This is a genomic window from Microbacterium sp. ZW T5_56, from assembly GCF_044987425.1.
Lineage (GTDB): Bacteria > Actinomycetota > Actinomycetes > Actinomycetales > Microbacteriaceae > Microbacterium.
Window position 1 is genome coordinate 20,020 of sequence record NZ_JBJDRI010000039.1, and the last position, 18,681, is coordinate 38,700.

General features: G+C 68.3%; 18 protein-coding genes. 10 read left to right on the forward strand and 8 right to left on the reverse strand.

The window, feature by feature from the left end:
- Positions 1–1,152: 1,152 nt before the first annotated feature.
- Positions 1,153–1,779, reverse strand: a complete 627-nt coding sequence (locus tag ACI3KU_RS16080) for a GTP pyrophosphokinase family protein (RefSeq protein ID WP_404923349.1) — start codon at positions 1,777–1,779, stop codon at positions 1,153–1,155.
- A gap of 228 nt (positions 1,780–2,007) precedes the next feature.
- Positions 2,008–2,394: a DUF3054 domain-containing protein gene (locus ACI3KU_RS16085; RefSeq protein WP_404923332.1), complete on the reverse strand. Its 387-nt coding sequence runs from the start codon at positions 2,392–2,394 to the stop codon at positions 2,008–2,010.
- 91 nt (positions 2,395–2,485) lie between these two features.
- Between ACI3KU_RS16085 and ACI3KU_RS16090 the strand changes: the two genes are divergently transcribed.
- From ACI3KU_RS16090 to ACI3KU_RS16110, 5 genes are all read left to right on the forward strand, one after another.
- Positions 2,486–3,454 carry a helix-turn-helix domain-containing protein gene (locus tag ACI3KU_RS16090; RefSeq protein ID WP_404923333.1) on the forward strand — a complete coding sequence of 323 codons (969 nt, stop codon included), beginning with the start codon at positions 2,486–2,488 and terminating at the stop codon, positions 3,452–3,454.
- A gap of 57 nt (positions 3,455–3,511) precedes the next feature.
- Complete coding sequence (locus ACI3KU_RS16095; protein ID WP_404923334.1) at positions 3,512–3,928, forward strand: GreA/GreB family elongation factor; 417 nt, start codon at positions 3,512–3,514, stop codon at positions 3,926–3,928.
- Between the two features lie 341 nt (positions 3,929–4,269).
- The gene (gdhA, locus tag ACI3KU_RS16100) at positions 4,270–5,616 is read left to right on the forward strand and encodes an NADP-specific glutamate dehydrogenase (RefSeq protein WP_404923335.1); all 1,347 of its coding nucleotides are present in this window, start codon (positions 4,270–4,272) and stop codon (positions 5,614–5,616) included.
- Between the two features lie 98 nt (positions 5,617–5,714).
- The gene (locus ACI3KU_RS16105; protein ID WP_404923336.1) at positions 5,715–6,035 is read left to right on the forward strand and encodes a hypothetical protein; all 321 of its coding nucleotides are present in this window, start codon (positions 5,715–5,717) and stop codon (positions 6,033–6,035) included.
- A 172-nt stretch (positions 6,036–6,207) separates the two neighbouring features.
- A complete protein-coding gene (locus tag ACI3KU_RS16110; RefSeq protein WP_404923337.1) occupies positions 6,208–7,119 on the forward strand; it encodes an intradiol ring-cleavage dioxygenase in 912 nt (303 codons plus the stop codon).
- Here the strand turns inward: ACI3KU_RS16110 and ACI3KU_RS16115 are convergent.
- On the reverse strand, positions 7,089–7,502 hold the full coding sequence (locus ACI3KU_RS16115) for a hypothetical protein (RefSeq protein ID WP_404923338.1): 414 nt from the start codon (positions 7,500–7,502) through the stop codon (positions 7,089–7,091). The genes ACI3KU_RS16110 and ACI3KU_RS16115 overlap by 31 nt on opposite strands.
- A 42-nt stretch (positions 7,503–7,544) precedes the next feature.
- Positions 7,545–8,396, reverse strand: coding sequence for a formyltetrahydrofolate deformylase (gene purU / locus ACI3KU_RS16120; protein WP_404923339.1), 852 nt, complete (start codon positions 8,394–8,396; stop codon positions 7,545–7,547).
- Positions 8,397–8,655: 259 nt separating this feature from the next.
- Here purU and ACI3KU_RS16125 point away from each other — a divergent pair, with 259 nt between their 5' ends.
- Positions 8,656–9,147: a glutaminase gene (locus ACI3KU_RS16125; protein ID WP_404923340.1), complete on the forward strand. Its 492-nt coding sequence runs from the start codon at positions 8,656–8,658 to the stop codon at positions 9,145–9,147.
- Positions 9,148–9,316: 169 nt separating this feature from the next.
- Here the strand turns inward: ACI3KU_RS16125 and ACI3KU_RS16130 are convergent, their stop codons facing one another.
- The 4 genes from ACI3KU_RS16130 to ACI3KU_RS16145 form a co-directional block, all read right to left on the reverse strand.
- Positions 9,317–10,129, reverse strand: coding sequence for a LysR family substrate-binding domain-containing protein (locus ACI3KU_RS16130; protein WP_404923341.1), 813 nt, complete (start codon positions 10,127–10,129; stop codon positions 9,317–9,319).
- Between the two features lie 377 nt (positions 10,130–10,506).
- Positions 10,507–10,914, reverse strand: a complete 408-nt coding sequence (locus tag ACI3KU_RS16135) for a transferase (protein WP_404923342.1) — start codon at positions 10,912–10,914, stop codon at positions 10,507–10,509.
- Positions 10,915–11,048: 134 nt separating this feature from the next.
- Complete coding sequence (locus ACI3KU_RS16140) at positions 11,049–11,825, reverse strand: DNA-formamidopyrimidine glycosylase family protein (protein WP_404923343.1); 777 nt, start codon at positions 11,823–11,825, stop codon at positions 11,049–11,051.
- Positions 11,818–16,377 (reverse strand): ATP-dependent helicase, encoded by a 4,560-nt coding sequence (locus tag ACI3KU_RS16145; RefSeq protein ID WP_404923344.1) that lies wholly within the window; start codon positions 16,375–16,377, stop codon positions 11,818–11,820. Before ACI3KU_RS16145 ends, ACI3KU_RS16140 begins: the two co-directional genes overlap by 8 nt.
- Before the next feature lie 151 nt (positions 16,378–16,528).
- Between ACI3KU_RS16145 and ACI3KU_RS16150 the strand changes: the two genes are divergently transcribed.
- The 4 genes from ACI3KU_RS16150 to ACI3KU_RS16165 form a co-directional block, all read left to right on the forward strand.
- Positions 16,529–17,074: a hypothetical protein gene (locus ACI3KU_RS16150; RefSeq protein ID WP_404923345.1), complete on the forward strand. Its 546-nt coding sequence runs from the start codon at positions 16,529–16,531 to the stop codon at positions 17,072–17,074.
- Positions 17,075–17,272: a hypothetical protein gene (locus tag ACI3KU_RS16155; RefSeq protein WP_404923346.1), complete on the forward strand. Its 198-nt coding sequence runs from the start codon at positions 17,075–17,077 to the stop codon at positions 17,270–17,272.
- Positions 17,273–17,354: 82 nt separating this feature from the next.
- The gene (locus ACI3KU_RS16160; protein ID WP_404923347.1) at positions 17,355–17,939 is read left to right on the forward strand and encodes a DUF4956 domain-containing protein; all 585 of its coding nucleotides are present in this window, start codon (positions 17,355–17,357) and stop codon (positions 17,937–17,939) included.
- The coding region (locus ACI3KU_RS16165) for a polyphosphate polymerase domain-containing protein (protein ID WP_404923348.1) at positions 17,936–18,681 on the forward strand (746 nt) is incomplete at its 3' end. The genes ACI3KU_RS16160 and ACI3KU_RS16165, both read left to right, overlap by 4 nt.

Below are 18,681 nucleotides of genomic sequence, written 5' to 3' on the forward strand. Positions count from 1 at the left end.
TCGGTCCCTGGCCTCGCCCGGTCTCAAGAACTGTGCCGGCACCGCCGACCGGCGACAGGTTCTGAGACCACGCCTGTCTCCACTCTCGGAAAGTGATCTCGAGACGGCGGCGTCGTACAGGAATTGAGACCACCGACCGGCGGTGCGCCCCGGCGGTGCGGCGATGGTGCGCCACGGCGGTGCGGCACGGCGGTGCGGCACGGCGGTGCGGCGGCGGTGCGGCGGCGGTGCGACGGCCGAACGGCGTTGGCTGAACGGCGATGGACGGCGTTGGGCGGCGTTGGCGGAACGGGGGCCGAACGACGATGGACGGCGATGGCGGAACGGCGGCCGAACGACGGCAGAACGGTGATGGCGGAACGGGGGCCGTACGGCGACGGCGGAACGACGGCGGAACGACGGCCGAACGGCGCTGGCGGAACGGCGATGGCGGAACGATGGCCGACAACGGGTGGCTCGGATCACACCGGGGTGGGCTCGGCCTCGGCCGGTCTCGGCAACTGCGCCAGCACCACCCCCGACGTTGCATCCGCCTCATCCTTCGTCAGTCTCGGTTCGGTTGGTCTCAACAACTGCGCCGGCACCGCCCACCGGCGATAGATTCTGAGACCACGCCCCTCACTGCTCTCAGAAAATGATCTGGAGATGGCGGTGTTGTGCCGAAATTGAGACCACCGGGCGTCGGCGCACCAGCCGGCGGCGGACGTCGGGGGCGCGCCTCGGCGGCGGACAGCGGCAGGGCCGAACGACGGCCAACAACCGGTGGGTTCAGATCACACCGGTGCGGCCTCAGCTGGTCTCAACAACTGCAACTGCACCGCCTCCGTCTGATCTTCCGTCGGGCCTCGGCGTCGATTGCTCTCAACAACTGCGCCGGCACCTGCCCTCACCGTCGCCTCGGTCTGATCTTTTGTCGGGCCCCTGGCGTCGGCTGGTCTCAACAACTGCAGCTGCACCGCCCAGCACAGTCACCTCCGTCTGATCTTTCGCCGGGCTTCGGCGTCGATTGCTCTCAACAACTGCGCCGGCACCGCCCACCGGCGACAGATTCTGAGACCACGCCCGTCTCCGCTCTCAAAACGTGACCTCGAGGCCGCAGTGGTGCGCAGAAGTTGAGACCACCGACGGAAGTGCCGCGGTGAGCCGACGGCGTCAGATGGCGTGAATGGTGGGGGAGGGGGACGGCGGGACCGCGGCGGAGGGCGCCGACGGGTGCAGTTCGTCGTGCAGGCGCGCCATGCGTGAATCCAACTCGTCGGCGGTGTCGGCGGCATCCTTCAGATCCGCCAGCAGGCCATCGGGCACCTGACCGTCGTACTTGTAGTAGATCTTGTGCTCGAGGCTCGCCCAGAAGTCCATCGCGATGGTGCGGAACTGCACCTCGACGGGAACCGCCAGCGGACCCGTCGAGAGGAACACCGGCACCTCGACGATGACGTGCAAGCTCTTGTACCCGTTCGGCTTGGGGTTTCGGATGTAGTCCTTCACCTCGCGCACCGAGATGTCGGCCTGCGCGGTGAGGAGATCGAACAGGCGGTAGGCGTCGCGCACGAAGCTCGTCGTGATACGGATACCGGCGACGTCGGTGATCTGCTCGCGCACCACGTCGAAGTCGAGGCCCAGTCCGCGGCGGCGCATCTTGTCGGCCAGGCTGTCCAGCGACTTCACCCGACTGGAGATGTGCTCGATCGGGTTGTAGTCGTGCATGAGCTGGAACTCGTCGCGAAGGATCGTGAGCTTCGTCTCGATCTCGCGCAGCCCGAACTCGTACTGCACCATGAACTCAGCGAACCGGTCGCGCAGGTCTCGCAGCTCCTCAGGCGAGTAGACAACGCTGCCATCCACACCGAGGAAGCCCTGATCCGGGGAGAACCGCGTGGCGCTGCGAATGTCATTGGGTCGTGCACCGAGGGATCGTCCGCCGCCGAAGATGGGGTCGGGCAGGTCGTTGCTCATGATCGCGACGCTACCGAGCGCGGTTTCGAACTGACTGAGAGCCGCCCGGACTCAGCGCGAGCGCAGCCGACGAATCAGCGCGGCGATCGCGCGCCACCCCACGAGGGTGACACCGAGAACAATGGTCGCGACGATGATGAACGGCAGTGCCGTGCCCTGACCGGACACGAATCTCAGCAGCATGCCGCCGACCACGGTGATCACCCACACCGGCACCCCCGTGCGACCGATCTCGAACGGTCCTCGCCAGGCCAGGGTCGCGACCCAGCCGACGCCCAACGCCGCCAGGAACGGCCACGCCGTCGTCAGCAGGCCGAGTCCGAACGCGGATTCGTCATGGCTGGCGCGTCCGATGGCGGCGAACACGAGCACCAGGACGACATCGAGTGCGGCGGCAAGGACGATTGCGCCGCTGCGCGGGCGGGAGGGGGTGGTCACCCTTCCATTGTCGCCCCGCGAACGCGCGCAGAACGCCCCGGATCCCTTCAGGTCCGCCTGGCACGATGGGAGCGGAGGAGGATCCCGATCCATGTCCGATACACGCTTCCTGGGAGGCGCCACTCTTCGTGCGCGCCGGAACCGGCGTCTGGCGTCCGTTCACGATGTCGCCGAGGTCACTCCCGGGTGGCGAGTCACCCCGGTGGGCAACGGACCCCGTAACACCACGTTCGAGAACTGGATCGGTCGGCGTCTGCGCTACACCGGTCTCACGGGGGGTGGCATCGCCTACACGCGCGACGCGGCCGACGTGAACGACGAGTACGGACACCTGCTCCAGCTCGGCATCCTGCACAGCGGGCGCGTCACTGTCACGCGTGAGGGGCGCACCCTGATCGGTGAGGCCGGTACCGTGGTCGTCCTGCGCGTGGACACACCGTACGAGACCATCACCGACGCTGGTTCCGCGCTCACGCTGCTGTACGTGCCGATCGACCAGGTGGAGGCGCGCGGAATCGACACGCGCCGCATGAACGGACAGCTCTGGCAGGCAGGACCGATCGAGGCCGCCATCACCGAGATGGCACCCCGAGCGCTGGATCTCAACGAGCAGGACGGATTGATCCTCGAGGGCGGACTGTTCGAGCTGGTGATCGGCCTGCTCGCCGCGCACGACGACGCAGCCGGGGAGGATGTCGCCGCTCAGACCCGCAATCGTGTGCTGGCGATCATCGAAGAGTCGTACACACAGACGGATCTGGACGCCGCCACCATCGCTCGACGGCTCGGCGTCAGTCGTCGCTACCTCTACACGCTCTTCGAGGGTCGCGACGCTTCGGTAGCAGCCCTCATCCGCAATCGCCGGGTCACGCACGCCGAGAAGCTGCTCATCGACGACACGGATCTCTCGCTGCGCCGGGTGGCTCAGCTGTCGGGACTCGGGTCTGAGGACCGACTGCTGCGCACGTTCAAGACGGTGCTGGGGGTGTCGCCGTCGGCGTACCGACGCCAGGCTCACATCGACGGCGGCGAAGCGATCCTCGCGCGAGAAGTGCGCTGATCCGCGACTCCCGCTAACCTGGAGCTTCTTTGTCATGAGCAGGGAAGGGGGACACCCATGTCCACCACCGCAGATGCACTGTGGATGACACAGGCAGCTCTGGACCGACTCCAGAGCGAACTCGCCGAGCTCACCGCCGCCGGCGCGGAGCAGGATGACGTGACTCGCGCTCGCGTGCTGGAGCTGCGCGAGATGATCCGTCGCGCCGAAGTCAGCTCCAAGCCGGACGACGGTGTTGTCGAAGCCGGCATGCTGGTGACCGTCCGATTCGATTCCGACGCTTCCGAGGAGACCTTCCTCCTGGGCAGCCGGGAGCTCGTCGGTGCCGCCGACCTCGAGGTCGATGTGTACTCGCCCACCTCGCCGCTCGGCGTCGCGCTGACTGGCAAGGTCGTCGGCGACAGCGTGGAGTACGAGACCCCCAGCGGCGCACGCATCGGCGTGAATGTCGTGGCGGCGGTTCCGTTCAACTGAGCGTTCGACGTCGGGCTCGCCCTCTCGCGAGGGTGGGTCTGACGTCGTTTTCGTTCCCGCGACGCCGGTCCGATCGCCCAGATCCACGCGAACACGGGCGCGGAAAACGGGATGTATGCTCGGAGGACCGCGGCCTCATCGACGACGCCAGAATCCGGTGGGGCCGCTTCACGGCTGATCCCGTCACGTCGTCTCACCGGAACTCCTCTGGACCGAGTGATCCCCGGACAGTCGTCCTCTGATGCCGCGTGTACGCCGCGCGCGTCCACACCGATCGCGTGCGGCGGGATCGACTCCCTCGCGGCCGCGCGTGACGCGCCCGCCCACTGAACGGAATATTGATGACCGTACTGGATGACCGCCTCGTCTCCGTCTACGACGATGTGCTGGCCCGCAACCCCGGAGAGGCCGAGTTCCACCAGGCGGTTCGCGAGGTCTTCGAGAGCCTGACGCCCGTCGTCGCCAAGCACCCGGAGTACCTGGACTCGGCCGTCATCCAGCGGCTGTGCGAGCCGGAGCGACAGATCATCTTCCGTGTGCCGTGGACCGACGACAAGGGTCAGGTGCAGCTCAACCGCGGCTTCCGCGTCGAGTTCAACTCGGCTCTCGGCCCGTTCAAGGGCGGCCTGCGCTTCCACCCGTCGGTGTACCTCGGCATCGTGAAGTTCCTCGGCTTCGAGCAGATCTTCAAGAACGCGCTGACGGGACTTCCGATCGGCGGCGGCAAGGGCGGGTCGGACTTCGACCCCAAGGGCCGTTCCGACGCCGAGGTCATGCGCTTCTGCCAGTCCTTCATGACGGAGCTCTACCGTCACCTCGGTGAATACACCGACGTTCCCGCCGGAGACATCGGCGTCGGCGGTCGCGAGATCGGCTACCTGTTCGGTCAGTACAAGCGCATCACCAACCGCTACGAGTCGGGTGTTCTCACCGGCAAGGGCATCGGCTGGGGCGGCTCGCTGGTGCGTACCGAGGCCACCGGCTATGGCACGGTCTACTTCGTCGACGAGATGCTGAAGGCCACCGGCGACAGCTTCGAGGGCAAGAAGGTGGTCGTCTCCGGTTCCGGCAACGTGGCCATCTACGCCGTCGAGAAGGTGCACCAGCTGGGCGGCACGGTCGTGGCGATGAGCGACTCGTCCGGCTACATCGTGGACGAGAAGGGCATCGATCTCGACCTGATCAAGGACATCAAGGAGGTGCGTCGCGGACGCATCGCCGATTACGCCAGCGAGCGCGGTGCCACGTTCGTGCAGGATGGCTCGATCTGGGACGTGCCGTGCGACATCGCGCTGCCGTGTGCCACCCAGAACGAGCTGGACGAGAAGGCCGCCATCACGCTGGTGAAGAACGGCTGCATCATCGTGGCCGAAGGCGCGAACATGCCCTCCACTCCGGAGGCCATCCGCGTGTTCGTCGAGGCCTCGTCCCTGCGCTTCGCTCCGGGCAAGGCCGTCAACGCCGGTGGCGTTGCGACGTCCGCGCTGGAGATGCAGCAGAATGCATCGCGCGACTCCTGGTCGTTCGAGTACACCGACCAGCGCCTCGCGAGCATCATGCGCGACATCCACGACTCCTGCCTCACGACCGCCGACGAGTTCGGCGCGCCGGGAAGCTACACCTCGGGTGCGAACATCGCCGGATTCATCCGCGTGGCCAACGCCATGCAGGCGATGGGCGTCATCTGATCTGATCCGATCGACGGGCGCGGACCACGTGGTTCGCGCCCGTCGTCGTTTCCGTCGACCCTGTTGCCAGGCCCGCTCCCGCGGGGCATGATGTGGCCATGTTGGAGGCACACCAGACACCGCGGGCCGAGCCCGCGTATCAGCTCGCGTACCCGCGCTATCGGGTCGACTTCTGGCGCATGGGCGAAGACGCCTGGGAGCAGGAGGCGTGGTATCTCACCGGCGTCGATTCCGTGCTGGAGGCTCTGGCCTGGGTGCACGCGCATTCCCACGGACGCCGGTTCGAACTCTTCGTGGAGGCCGACGATCACTCCGGCGAATCCGGCCCGCGCACGGCGCCGCTGGTGCGGTTGGCGGGTTCGGATCCCAACGAGCCCACCGCCGTCACGGGTGCGCTCCGGGTCATCCGTCGGCGGTGAGCGGCCCGGTTTCGCGAGCGCACGTCGTCTCGCTCGCTCAGACCACCGGTCCCTGCCTCGTGCTCCGCTCGCGGCACGGAACCACATAGCGTCGCCTGAACCTTCCCATGGCCCGCGCATAGCATCGTCGGATGTGCTGGACGTGTCGCGTCGGCGGCGAACAGGAGATGACATGAACGAGCAGCACGCGGGCACGGATCCGCAGTGGATCGACGAGCACGGCAACGAGATCGACGAGGACCACCGCGGTCTCGTCTACGACATCCGCACCTTGATCGATCGTCGGGTTGCGCTGGGCATCTTCGGCACCGTGGGACTGGGGACGCTGCTGGCGGCGTGCGCTCCCGCCGCCTCGGGGGCGCCGCCGACCGCAGCGGCTACGGCATCGGCATCGGCAACCCCCGCGCCCACCGCCACTCCCATGGCGACGCCCACCGCAACCGTCGCCGCGGCGGAGCCGATCGACGAGGTTCCGGACGAGACCGAGGGTCCGTACCCGGGCGACGGCTCCAACGGTGTCGACGTGCTTGAGGAGTCGGGAATCGTCCGCAGCGACATCCGTTCGAGCTTCGGCTCATCGACGACCACCGCGGAGGGCGTCCCGCTGACGTTCTCCATCACGGTGCGAGATGCGGCCTCCGGCGCCGCGCTCGCGGGCGCCGGCGTGTATGTCTGGCACTGCGATCGTGAGGGTCGCTATTCGCTGTACAGCGACGGCGCCACGAACGAGAACTATCTGCGCGGCGTGCAGGCGACCGACGCGGCCGGCACGGTGACCTTCACGTCGATCTTCCCCGCGTGCTACGCCGGTCGCTGGCCCCACATCCACTTCGAGGTGTACCAGAGCACGTCCGACGCCGTCGCGAATGGACCGATCGTCAAGACCAGTCAGATCGCCCTGCCGCAGGATGCGTGCGAGGCGGTGTACGCCACCAGCGGCTACGACCAGTCGGTGCGAAATCTCTCGCAGATATCGCTCGATACCGACATGGTCTTCAGCGATGATCACGCCGTGCATCAGCTCGCCACTATCGCGGGCGACACGACGTCGGGCTACACCGCCTCGCTGACGATCGGGGTGTGATCGCGGACCCTGGTCGGCAGCAGCGCCGCGACGAAGGACGCGACCGCTGCCGGCAGGAAGAGGCCGCCGATGGTCATCGCTCCGAGGATCGTGAACGCGCCCAACACCACGGCGACCACGAGGGAGACGGCGCTCCAGCGCGTGCCGCGGAGGAACAGCGGGCAGGCGGCCAGGGCAGCCAGCGCCGCGAAGATGAGCAGAAGACCGGGGCCCTGCGCCTCCAGAAGCGTTCGGGTGGCGGCTGTCGAATGCCCGGATGAGTCGCTCCGCACCGTCGCGAATGATGGGGCTGCGCAGGCGTACACCGCCGCCCCGAGGACGAGGCCCAGCGCGATGACCTGCAGGACGCGTTTCGCGTTGAGGTATCCGGCTGGCCTGGTCATGATGCCTCATCATGCGCCGCGCCGGCTGCGGACGGAAGCCCCCTAGAGGATGACGGTGGACGCGCCGTCGACGATCACGCGATCCTCGCAGTGCCACTGCACGGCGCGGGCGAGCACCATCCGCTCCACGTCCTGGCCGCGGCGCTGCAGATCCTGCGCGTTCTCCGCGTGGGTGACGCGCGCCACGTCCTGCTCGATGATCGGGCCCTCGTCGAGGTCCGCGGTCGCGTAATGTGCGGTCGCGCCGATCAGCTTCACGCCGCGAGCCTTCGCTCGCGCGTACGGGTTCGCGCCGATGAACGCGGGCAGGAATGAGTGGTGGATGTTGATCACGGGCACGCCGACTTCGCGCACGAAATCGTCGGAGAGGATCTGCATGTACCGGGCGAGGACGATGAAGTCTACCTTGTCGGCCAGCAGGTCCAGCTGCGCCCGTTCCATCGCCGGCTTGTCTCCGGATGGAATGTGCACGAACGGCACGTCGAAGTTGCGGACCGCGGCTTCGAGATCGGGGTGATTCGACACGACGCAGACCACCTCCATGTCCAGCTCGCCGCGCTGCGTGCGCCAGAGCAGATCGAGGAGGCAGTGGTCGTACTTGGACACGAAGATGGCTACGCGCTTCGGCTGCGCGCCATTGTGCAGCGACCACTGCATCCCGAACTTCTCCGCGAGCCGGGCGATCCCACGCTCGAAGTCCTCCCGCCGATCGGCGAAGTCCTCGATGTGCAGCACCAGGCGCTGGAAGAATCGACCGTCCTCGGAGTCGGTGGAGTGCTGCGCCAGCGAGATGATGTTCGCGCCCTGCTCCGCGAGCGTGGCGGCGACGGCGGCGACGATGCCGGGCTGGTCGTCGCAGGTGATGAGAAGTCGGGCGGTGTCTTGCTGGATCATGCTTCTCCTGTCGCGGGCGCGTCCTCCGATTCTCGCCCGTGCCGAGGGGCGACGTCGAATCCGCGCCGTCATGCGCGGTGGTGGGATCTGCGTTCCCGTGTGCATGAACGGAGGAGATTTACGCTCACGAGGTGCGCTGGGCGGGGATTCATCCTCGCTTCGACGAAATCTCCTCCTTTCGCGACGGAGCAGGCTGGGCCCGACGAAGCAGGACGTGCAGTGGGAGAGAGCGAAGAGCAGGCCGCCGTACGCTGGGAGGGTGAGCGATGTGGTCGATCTGTTCCGCGCGGCGCGCGGCCGACTCGCGGGAGCACCGCGCGAGACGCTGGGCGTGTGGCATGTGCCGAAGAGGGTGCTGGGACTGGGCGGAACCCCGCGCATCGTGTCGGACGGTGAGGCCTGGCACGTCGGGGCGCTGTTGATCGCGGACGGCTTCGTCGCGTCTGTCGGTGAGATCAGCCGGGTGCAGGATCCGGGGCGACGCGGCTACGCGGCAGAATCCGCTCGTCAGCGAGCCGAGATCCGGGCGGCGGCGCTGCGCGGTCGCATCCCCGAGGGTGCGATCGTCCATCTCGGCTGGGACGTTCTCGACCTCGATGCCGTCGCCGCGGGTGGGGCATCGGGACCGCTGGTGGGCGGCGCTGAGCCGATGATCCGCTGGAGCGCAGGCGGCGGACTCATGCCACTCGCCGCCTACCTCACGGAGCGCATCGACCTGCTCTTGACCCCACCCCGCGGCACCGCGGGCTGACAGTCGTCTTCCGATGTTCCGGAGAGGGGGATCGGACCGAACACGGCAGGGCCCGATCTACGGGTGTCGGCTGTGCGTTTGTGCAACCAATGCGGCGACAACCCACCTGGTCCCTCAGGAACCCGAGGGACGGAAGACCGAGAAGCCGCGGTGAGCCTCCCGAGCGTCATCAGCCGCGCGACGAGTTCGCGGTGCGGCCGCGAATGATGCCGATGAAGGCATCCACATCCGGTGTCTGCCGGTCGACATGCCAGGCGAATCCGACGGGGGCGATGGGTCCGTCGACGAACGGGCGGTAGACCACGTCCTTGCGATGGTGTAGACGGGCGAGCGACATCGGCACGATCACGATCCCTACGCCGGCAGCCACCGTGGCGATGGCATCTTCCGTGGTCTCGGGGGGGTCGAAGCGCGGCGTCTCGGTTCCCTCGATCGGCCCGACCTCCAGCACATCATCCGCGGGGACGATGAGCACCTCACCGGAGAGATCGACGGGTCGAAGCTCGTCGCCCGCGGACAGGGCAGAGTCAGCGGCCACGACCACGACGGGGATCTCGTCGTACAGCGCGATGACGTGCAGATCGTCCTCTTCGATGGGCAGACGCACAATGGCCGCATCCACGTCTCCGGCGACCAGCGCAGCACGCTGCGAAGCGGCCGTCAGGGGCACGAGCTCCAGAGTGACGTCGGCGAACCGCTGCCGCCAGATGCGAATCCACTTGCCGGGCGTTGAGCCAGGTACGGCACCGAGACGAAAAACACGCGGCTCCGTGGGCGCGGGCACCGGGCGCGGCGGGGTGCCCTTCTTCACGACACCGCTCTTCTTCGCGCCGCTGCTCTTCTTCGTCCCATTCTTCTGGGCACCGCTGGCGCTCGCCTTCTGCGCGGGCTTTCCGCTGCCCCTGGCCCCTGAGCGTCCCGAGGACGTGACGGGCCGGGACGATCCACCGCGGGACGGCTGGCGCGACGACGATCGACTCATGCCTCCAGGCTACTCGGCATGCCCCGGAGCATCAGCAGGAAGCGGGGCTCGGGAAACGGCCCAGTCCCCGGCAACTCGACGGATGCGATCCGGGCGACCGATGCCGTCGGAACGAACGATGCCATTGGAATGACTGATGCCAGCAACGAATGATGCCGTTGGAGCGAACGTGCTGTTGGAAAGAACGAAGTCGTAGGGACGAAGATGCCGTGGGAACGACCGATGTCCCGGGACGACTGGTGCCCGGAACGACTGGTGCCCAAGGAACGGCGGATACCGTCGGGACAATTGATGCCCGGCAACGATCGCCGCCCGCCGGGATTGACTGGTGCCCCGGACTCGGGAGTCCGGGGCACCGCGTCGATGTCTGAGGCCGATCAGGCCGCGAGGTGGAGTCCCCGTCGGTCGGTCGCGACGCGGGCACCGTCCGGGATGACCTCATCATCGCCGATCAAGGCACCGCGGGCGACGCGGGCACCACGGCCCACGCGCGTGCGAACGCCGATGTGCGCTCCTTCGCCGATGACGGCCGACGCTTCGACGTGTGCGTCGGCGTCGATTCGTGCGTCGGAGCCGACGGTGGCGTCACGTTCGATCCATGCGCCGCGGCCGATTCGGGCGCCAGCGGCGACGCGCGCGTGCGGTTCGACGTACGCTCCCGCTTCGATGAGAGCACCGGCGTCGACCTTCGCGCCGTGTGCGACCAGTCCGCGGCCGTTGGCGTGTTTGCGATACCGCAGGGTCTGCCCGCGGTCGTCTTCGATGTCGATGTAGTTCTTACCCACAGCTTCCTCCTACGATCCTGCTCGATCGTCAACGACTGCAACACGGGGGTGGCTTCGTTCATTCCCCAATCTCGTCCTTCCCGCTGTCCGCTCTCTGTGAGGGACCTACGAGCCGTCCGAGTGCGCGGAAGTGCTCAGGATCGCTGGCAGGACGGACACCAGAAAACCCGGCGAGTGCGGGTGGGGTCGGCACCGAGCGCGTCTTCGCGAATGGGGGTGCCGCAGCGTCGGCAGGGCTGTCCGGTGCGCGAGAACACCCAGTCGGTGCGACCGGGACGGGCATCGCCGGTGAACACGCGCCCGACGCGGGAGAGGTTCGCGCGCATCATGCGAGCACCGGTCTGGACGAGGGGCAGCACATCGACGTCGGCGGCGGGCGTGTGCGGATCGACGCCGCGCACGAACAGCATCTCGTTCACGTACTCATTGCCGAATCCGGCGACGCTGCGCTGGTCAAGGAGGGCCACGTGGATCGGTCGCGGATCAGCGCTGACACGCGCGGCCGCCTCCGCTTCGTCCCAGTCGTCGGCGAGCGGGTCGGGTCCCAGATGTCCGACGAGCGTGTGCTCCTCTACGGTGGGAATCACGGCGACGCCGGCGAGGTCGAAGCCCACGGCCACCCCGTCAGCGGTGCCCACGATCGCCCGCGCCTGGAACGCCGGACGCCGCCACTTCGCGTCGGCGCGGTACAGCTGCCACGCCCCCTCCATACGCAGGTGGCTGTGCAGCGTCCAGTCTCCGATGCGGTGCAACAGGTGCTTTCCGCGCGGTACGACCTCCGTCGTCACCTGGCCGCGCAAGTCGGCGGTGGCGCTCGCGGGCACTCGGATGTCGAAGCGCGTGATCTCGAAGCCGCTGAGGAACTCGTTAAGGCGAGCGGCGGTGCGAAAGACGGTGTCGCCCTCAGGCACGGACACCTCCCGCCTGACGACGGAAAGTGAGCCCCTTCGTGGATTCCACGAAGCCAGCGGCCCGCAGCGCCTGGCCCAGTTCCGTCTTGTACACGAACACGCCGTTGACCTGCTCGATCGTCAGGGTCTCGAGATTTCGGGCGCGCGCGGTGGTGACCAGGTTCGCCGCGGCCGCGCGGTTGATGTCCTCATCCTCGGTGAAGCTCAGCACGGTGCGACCGCCGCGCTCCAGATACAGCACGAGCTCGCCATCCACCAGGACGACGATTCCTCCCGCCTTGCGGCCGGGGCGATGCTTGACCGCGTCGAGCGCAGGCCAAGCCAGCGCCGCACCGTAGGCGTTGGCGGGGTCCGTCGCTGCCAGGGTGATCGCGCCGAGCGGTGCGGGTTCGTCCAGAGACGCGAACTGGCGCAGGCGATCGACCGTGGCCGAGGCCGCGAACTGCGCCGCACCCAGCTTCTCGATGAAGTAGCCGCGCCGGCAGTGACCCGCGTTCTCGAACCCGGCCAGCGTGCGATAGGTCTGCGCGAAACCTCCCGGCACCTCCTCCGCCACCGATGCGCCCCGTGTGACGACCCCGTAGCGATCGAGCAGCACCGACGCGCTGGCCGTGGCACGCACCGCGGGATCGACCGACGCGACCGGCAGCACAGCCCAGCGCCCGCCGACCGCGGTGGGACGGGGAGGCGCGGCCGTGCGCGGGATCGCCGCACCGCGGTAGAGCCGGGCGCGCGGGGTCCGTCGGGCGACGCGGTGCGCCTGGCTTCCGCCGCCGATGAGTGAGCGCACGGGCGCGAACGTGTCGTTGGAGACGCGGCCGGCCCAGGCGAGCTCCCACAGCGCTTCGATGACGGACTGCTCGTTCTCTGCGCCCGTCATCTCCCGGAGCTGACCGGCGAAGAAGGCGCCGCCACCGGAGAGCGCCATCAGAAGCTGATCGGCGAGGGAACCGGGTGACACCTCGCCCTCAGGATCAGGCAACGTGGCGGCCGCAGCGTCGGCCAGGTGCAGGGCGATCCATCCATCGCGCCCGGGCAGCGAGCCGTGACCGGACCACAGCACCTCACCCGTGGATGTCAGTTCGTCGAGCATCGCGGGGGTGTAGTCGCGCACGCGGGACGGCAGCACCAGCGACTCCCACGCGCTCGCGGGGATCGGTGTGCCGGCGAGCTGCTCGATGACAGCGACGACCCCGTCGATCCCTTCCAGCGGGCGGGCCAGGTGCTGCCAGTCCGGCAGGAATCGGGCATAGGCCGACTGCGCCACCGGCTCGACACTGCCGCGCAGTGCCGCCAGCGAGCGCATGCGCAACCGACGCAGCACTTCCGCGTCGCACCACTCCGCCTCGTCTCCGGTGCCATCGGGGAGGAAGAAGCCGCTCGCCAGTCGTCCGGCGGATTCGAGGCGCTGCAGGGTGTGGCGCGCCACCGCGGCGCCGAGACCCAAGCGCTCCGAGACCTGCTGTGTGGTGAAGGGGCCGTGGGTGCGTGCGTGACGGGCGACGAGGTCACCGAGGGGATCGGGCAGCGGTTCGAGGAAGGCGACGGGGATGCCGACCGGCAGCGCCACACCGAGCGCGTCGCGGAGTCGTCCGGCGTCTTCGATCGCGGCCGTGCGTGCCTGCCCCGCGATGACCACTTCGATCGCGCGACGGGCATCGACCAGTGCGAGGAGATGTGCCCGTGCTTCGCCAGCGTCCTGCGACTCGGATCGCGCGGCGACCTCCTCCGCCGTGAGCGGGCCGAGCACGCGCAGCAGATCGGCCACGCCCTCGCGGTCGCGGATGCGGCGGTCGGGGGCGAGCCGCTGGGCTTCAGCCTCGAACTGGGCGATGACATCGGGATCGAGCAGCTGACGCATCTCGACCTTGCCCAGCAGCTCGCCGAGGAGCGCGGGGTCGACCGACAGGGCCGCGGCGCGCCGTTCCGCCAGCGGAGAGTCGCCCTCGTACATGAATTCGCCGACGTAGCCGAACAGCAGGTCACGTGCGAAGGGCGACGGCACGGACGGCTCCGTCTCCACAAGACGGATCTTGCGCTCCGCGATCGAGCGGGTGATGCGCAGCAGCGCCGGGAGATCGTAGACGTCCTGCAGGACCTCGCGCAGGGTCTCCAGGATGATCGGGAACGTGGGGTGGCGTCGGGCGACCTCGAGAAGCTGTGCCGAACGCTGGCGCTGTTGCCAGAGCGGCGAACGCTTGTGGGGATTCGTGCGCGGCATCAACAGGGCCCGCGCCGCACACTCACGGAATCGCGAGGCGAACAGCGCCGATCCGCCGACCTCTTCGGTGACGATCTGCTCGATCTCGTCCGCGTCGAACACGAACAGATCCGCACCAGGCGGCTCGGACGTGGCGTCGGGAATGCGGGCGATGATGCCATCGTCGCTGGCGACCGCCGACCCCTCGACACCGAGGCGCTCGCGGATACGCGCGTTCACGGCCAGCGCCCACGGCGAGTGCACGCTCATGCCGTAGGGGGAGTGCAGGATGAGTCGCCAGTCGCCGACGTCGTCTTTGCCGCGCTCCACCGTGAGCGTGCGATCCGTCGGGAGGGTTCCCGTGGCCTCCTTCTGCTCCGCGAGATAGGCGAGAAGATTCGACTGCGCCTTGTCGTCCAGGCCGGCGTCAGCCAGGCGCGCCTCTGCGCGTTCGCGGGGAGAGGCGTCGAGCTCGCGCGTCATGCGACCCAGCGCTTCACCGAGTTCGGCCGGTCGGCCGAGCCCATCGCCGTGCCAGAACGGGAGCTTGCCCGGCTGGCCGAACGCGGGCACCACGTTGACGCGGTCGTGCGTGATCTCGACGATCTTCCAACTCGTGGTGCCGAGGGTGAAGACATCGTTCACGCGCGACTCGTAGACCATCTCCTCGTCCAGTTCGCCGACGCGCGCGTTGCGGGTCTCACCGGCGACGAAGACGCCGAACAGACCGCGATCGGGGATGGTGCCGCCGGAGGTGACGGCCAGCCGCTGCGCGCCGGGCCGCCCCGTGATCGTGCCAGCGTCGCGATCCCAGACCACGCGCGGCCGCAGCTCGGCGAACTCGTCGGACGGATATCGGCCGGCGAGCAGATCGAGGGTGGCTTCGTACGCGGAGCGGGGGAGCGAGCGAAACGGTGCCGACCTGCGCACCGTCTCGAACCACTCCTCGACGTCGAGGGCGTCCAGCGCGCTCGCCGCGACCGTCTGCTGAGCGAGGATGTCCAGCGGGTTCTGGGGAACCGTGATGGCTTCGATCTGGCCGTTGAGCATGCGCTCGGTGACGATGGCCGTGTGCAGCACATCCGCACGATGCTTCGGGAACATCGAGGCGACCGACACCTCACCCACCTGGTGTCCGGCACGGCCGACGCGCTGGAGCCCGGATGCCGCGCTCGGCGGGGCCTCCACCTGGATGACCAGATCGACCGCACCCATGTCGATGCCGAGCTCGAGGGAACTGGTAGCGACCACACAGCGCAAGAGTCCGGACTTCAGCTCCTCCTCCACGATGGCCCGCTGCTCCTTGGACACCGATCCGTGATGTGCCTTCGCGAGCAGGGCGGGAGCGCCCGCGCTGGAGCCGGCCTGCGCCATCATCCCCGCGGGGACGACGGGATCGGGCAGCGTGAGTCCCACGCGCTCCGCGTGGATCTCGTTCAGGCGCTCGGTGAGCCGCTCGGCCAGGCGGCGGGAGTTGGCGAACACGATGGTGGAGCGGGCGCCCTCGATGCGATCGACGATCGCCTCCTCCACGTACGGCCACACCGATCCGGTCATCTCGGTGTTCTGGGGCGAATCCGCGTCGAACCAGTCGGCGGAGTCGGATTCCGGAACAGGCGGGTGGGCCATGTCGTCCAGGGGCACGACCACCGAGAGATCGAAGGTCTTCGAGGCCTTCGGCGCCACGATCTCCACGGGTGCTGCGCCGCCGAGGAAGCGTGCCACCTCGTCAATCGGACGGACAGTGGCGGACAGCCCGATGCGCTGCGCGGGTGTGTCCAGCAGAGCGTCCAGCCGTTCCAGACTCACCGCGAGGTGAGCGCCGCGTTTCGTGGCGGCCACGGCGTGCACCTCGTCGATGATCACGGTGTGCACGTCGGTGAGGGTCTGCGCCGCGCGGGAGGTCAGCATCAGGTACAGCGACTCCGGCGTGGTGATCAGGATGTCCGGTGGATGCGCGAGGAGGGTGCGGCGGTCTTTGGCCGGGGTGTCTCCCGAGCGCACGCCCACGGTGATCTCGGGCGGTGTGACACCCAGACGACGCGCTGACTGGGTGATGCCGACGAGGGGGGAGCGGAGATTGCGTTCGACGTCGACGCCCAGCGCCTTCAGCGGCGAGATGTAGAGGATCTTGGTGCGCTCGTTGCCACCGGTGCCATCGTGGAAGAGCCGGTCGATCGACCAGAGGAAGGCCGAGAGCGTCTTTCCCGATCCGGTGGGGGCCACCACCAGCGCGTGCCTGCCGTGGGAGATCGCCTCCCACGCCCCCTCCTGCGCCTTCGTGGGCCGCGAGAACGCCCCCCGGAACCAATCGGCGGTCGCGGGGCCGAATCGATCGAGTACGTCAGCCATCGCATCCATTCTGCGCGCCCCCTCTGACATTGGGTGCGTGCGAGCGGCTGAAGACGTGCTGGCCGTGCGCGAGCGCCGCTGGCAGACTCGACGTGGGCCGTCGCCGCCTTGCACGCGGCCCCGATGACCATCGCTATCCGAAGGACCGGCCATGACCGACCTGTACATCGACGACCCGGACGAGGGGCTGGTTCCCGTCACCAGCCATCCGCGCTTCGTGGAGGTCGCCCGGGAGGAGTTCTACGACGAGGCGAACGAGTTCGCGCCGTTCGGCAGTGATGACGGACATGGCACCCTTCGTTCCCTCGAGGAGTGGTTCGAGGAGAACGGCGCGAACAGTGATCCGCGGACCTTCCTCGCCGAGCTGCTGGAGGACTGGGGATTCGGCCTTCCCCCGAACATCCATGAGGCGGCCGCCGACAAGCTGCGAGAGTGGAGCGCCGCGGAGGACATGAACGAGGTGCTGATCACCTCGGAGGCCCGCGCGCGGGTCGCGACAGCTCTCGGCACGCTGAAGATCGTGGGTGCGGTGTCCTCGGAGATCCTGGCGGAGGGACGAGCGGGAGTCCGGGTGCTGCGCATCCTCACCGAGGACACCACGCGTTATCCGGACTGGCCTTATCGGGGCGAGGCGCTGCGGGCTCTCGCGGACATCACGGCCGTGCTGGACCGCATCGATCCAGTCACGGAGGCCTGAATGCGCGCGCTCCAGCAGGCTCTCCTCGGCGGCGGCACCCTCCTCATCGTGCTGGGGATCGCTCTGATGCTCATCGACGTCTCTCGAATGATGGGCATCGGCCTAACGATCATCGGCGCGGCCGCGATGGGCGGCTCGATCGCGCTCTCGATGCGAACCCCGCGCGACCGTCGTGACCCGCGGGACCCGAATCCCTGATTCAGGCGGTGCGCTTCACCGCAGCATAGGAAGCACATAGGGGCGCGGGATCGGATGGAAGTCGCTGATCCTGACAGGAGACATGATGACTTCCTCGACCTTCGCCCTCATGGCCATCGACCTGGTGGCCGCCCTCGTCCTGGTGCTCGGGCTGTACTACCCGCGCCACCACCGACGCGACCTCGTGGTGGCCTTCCTCGGGGTGAACGTGGGCGTGCTGGCGGTGTCCACGGTGCTCGGCAGCGCCGATGTGGCGCTCGGCCTCGGCCTCGGGCTGTTCGGTGTGCTCTCGATCATTCGACTCCGCTCCAGCGAGATCAACCAGCGCGAGGTGGCCTATTACTTCGCGGCGCTCGCGATCGGACTCGTGTGCGGCCTGCCGCAGACGGAGATCTGGATTCCGGCGCTGCTCAGTGCGCTGATCCTCGCCGTGCTGGGGATCGCTGATCACCCGGCGCTGTTCGGGCGGGTGCGCCAGCAGTTCGTTCAGCTCGACCGCGCGATCGTGGACGAGGACGAACTGGCGCGCGAGCTCGCGGAGCTGCTGGGTGGCGAGGTGCTCTCGCTCACCGTGCAGCGCGTCGATCTGGTGAACGACACCACTGCTGTCGATGTCCGTTTCCGCGCTTCCGCCGTCGCGACCCGTCACGAGCGGGTCAGCGCATGAGTGCCGTGGCGGAACGGGAGCTGGCCGCACGATTCGACGCGATCGGTCTCGATGATCTCGTGTCGGAAGCGGCGCTGCTGACCCGCGTGGATCGCAAGTACGTGGTCCCACGGGCAGACTTGCCGCTGATCGTGGGGGGACTGCGAGCGGGCACGCGCGCGCTGGAGATCGACGGGGTGCGGGACTTCGCGTACCGTTCGGTGTACTTCGACACCCCGGAACTGCTGAGCTTCCACCTGGCTGCGCGTCCGCGCCGGCGCCGGTTCAAGATCCGCACCCGCTCGTACGAGGACACCGGCGGTGCGTTCCTGGAGATCAAGACGCGCGGTGCACGGGGGACGACGGCGAAAGAGCGCGCCGAATACCGCGCAGAGCTGGACCGGCTCCCTCTCGAGGCGCGCGAGGAGATCGAGCAGTCCCTCGCGGCGATCGGAGTGGAGGAGTCGGTGGCCGATCGACTGCAGCCCACCCTCACGTCGAGCTATCGCCGCACCACGCTTCTCGGCATCGACGGTGCTCGCGCCACCATTGACACCGACCTGGCGTGGTGCGATGCGACGGGTCCGGAGCTGCGACTTGCGGAGGTCGCGATCGTGGAGACGAAGTCCGCCGCGCGAGCATCCGACGCGGATCGCGTGCTGTGGCGGCAGGGGCATCGTCCGGTTTCGGTGAGCAAGTACGCCACCGGCCTCGCGGCGCTGCGTCCCACGCTCCCGCGCAACCGCTGGTCCCGCCTCCTCCG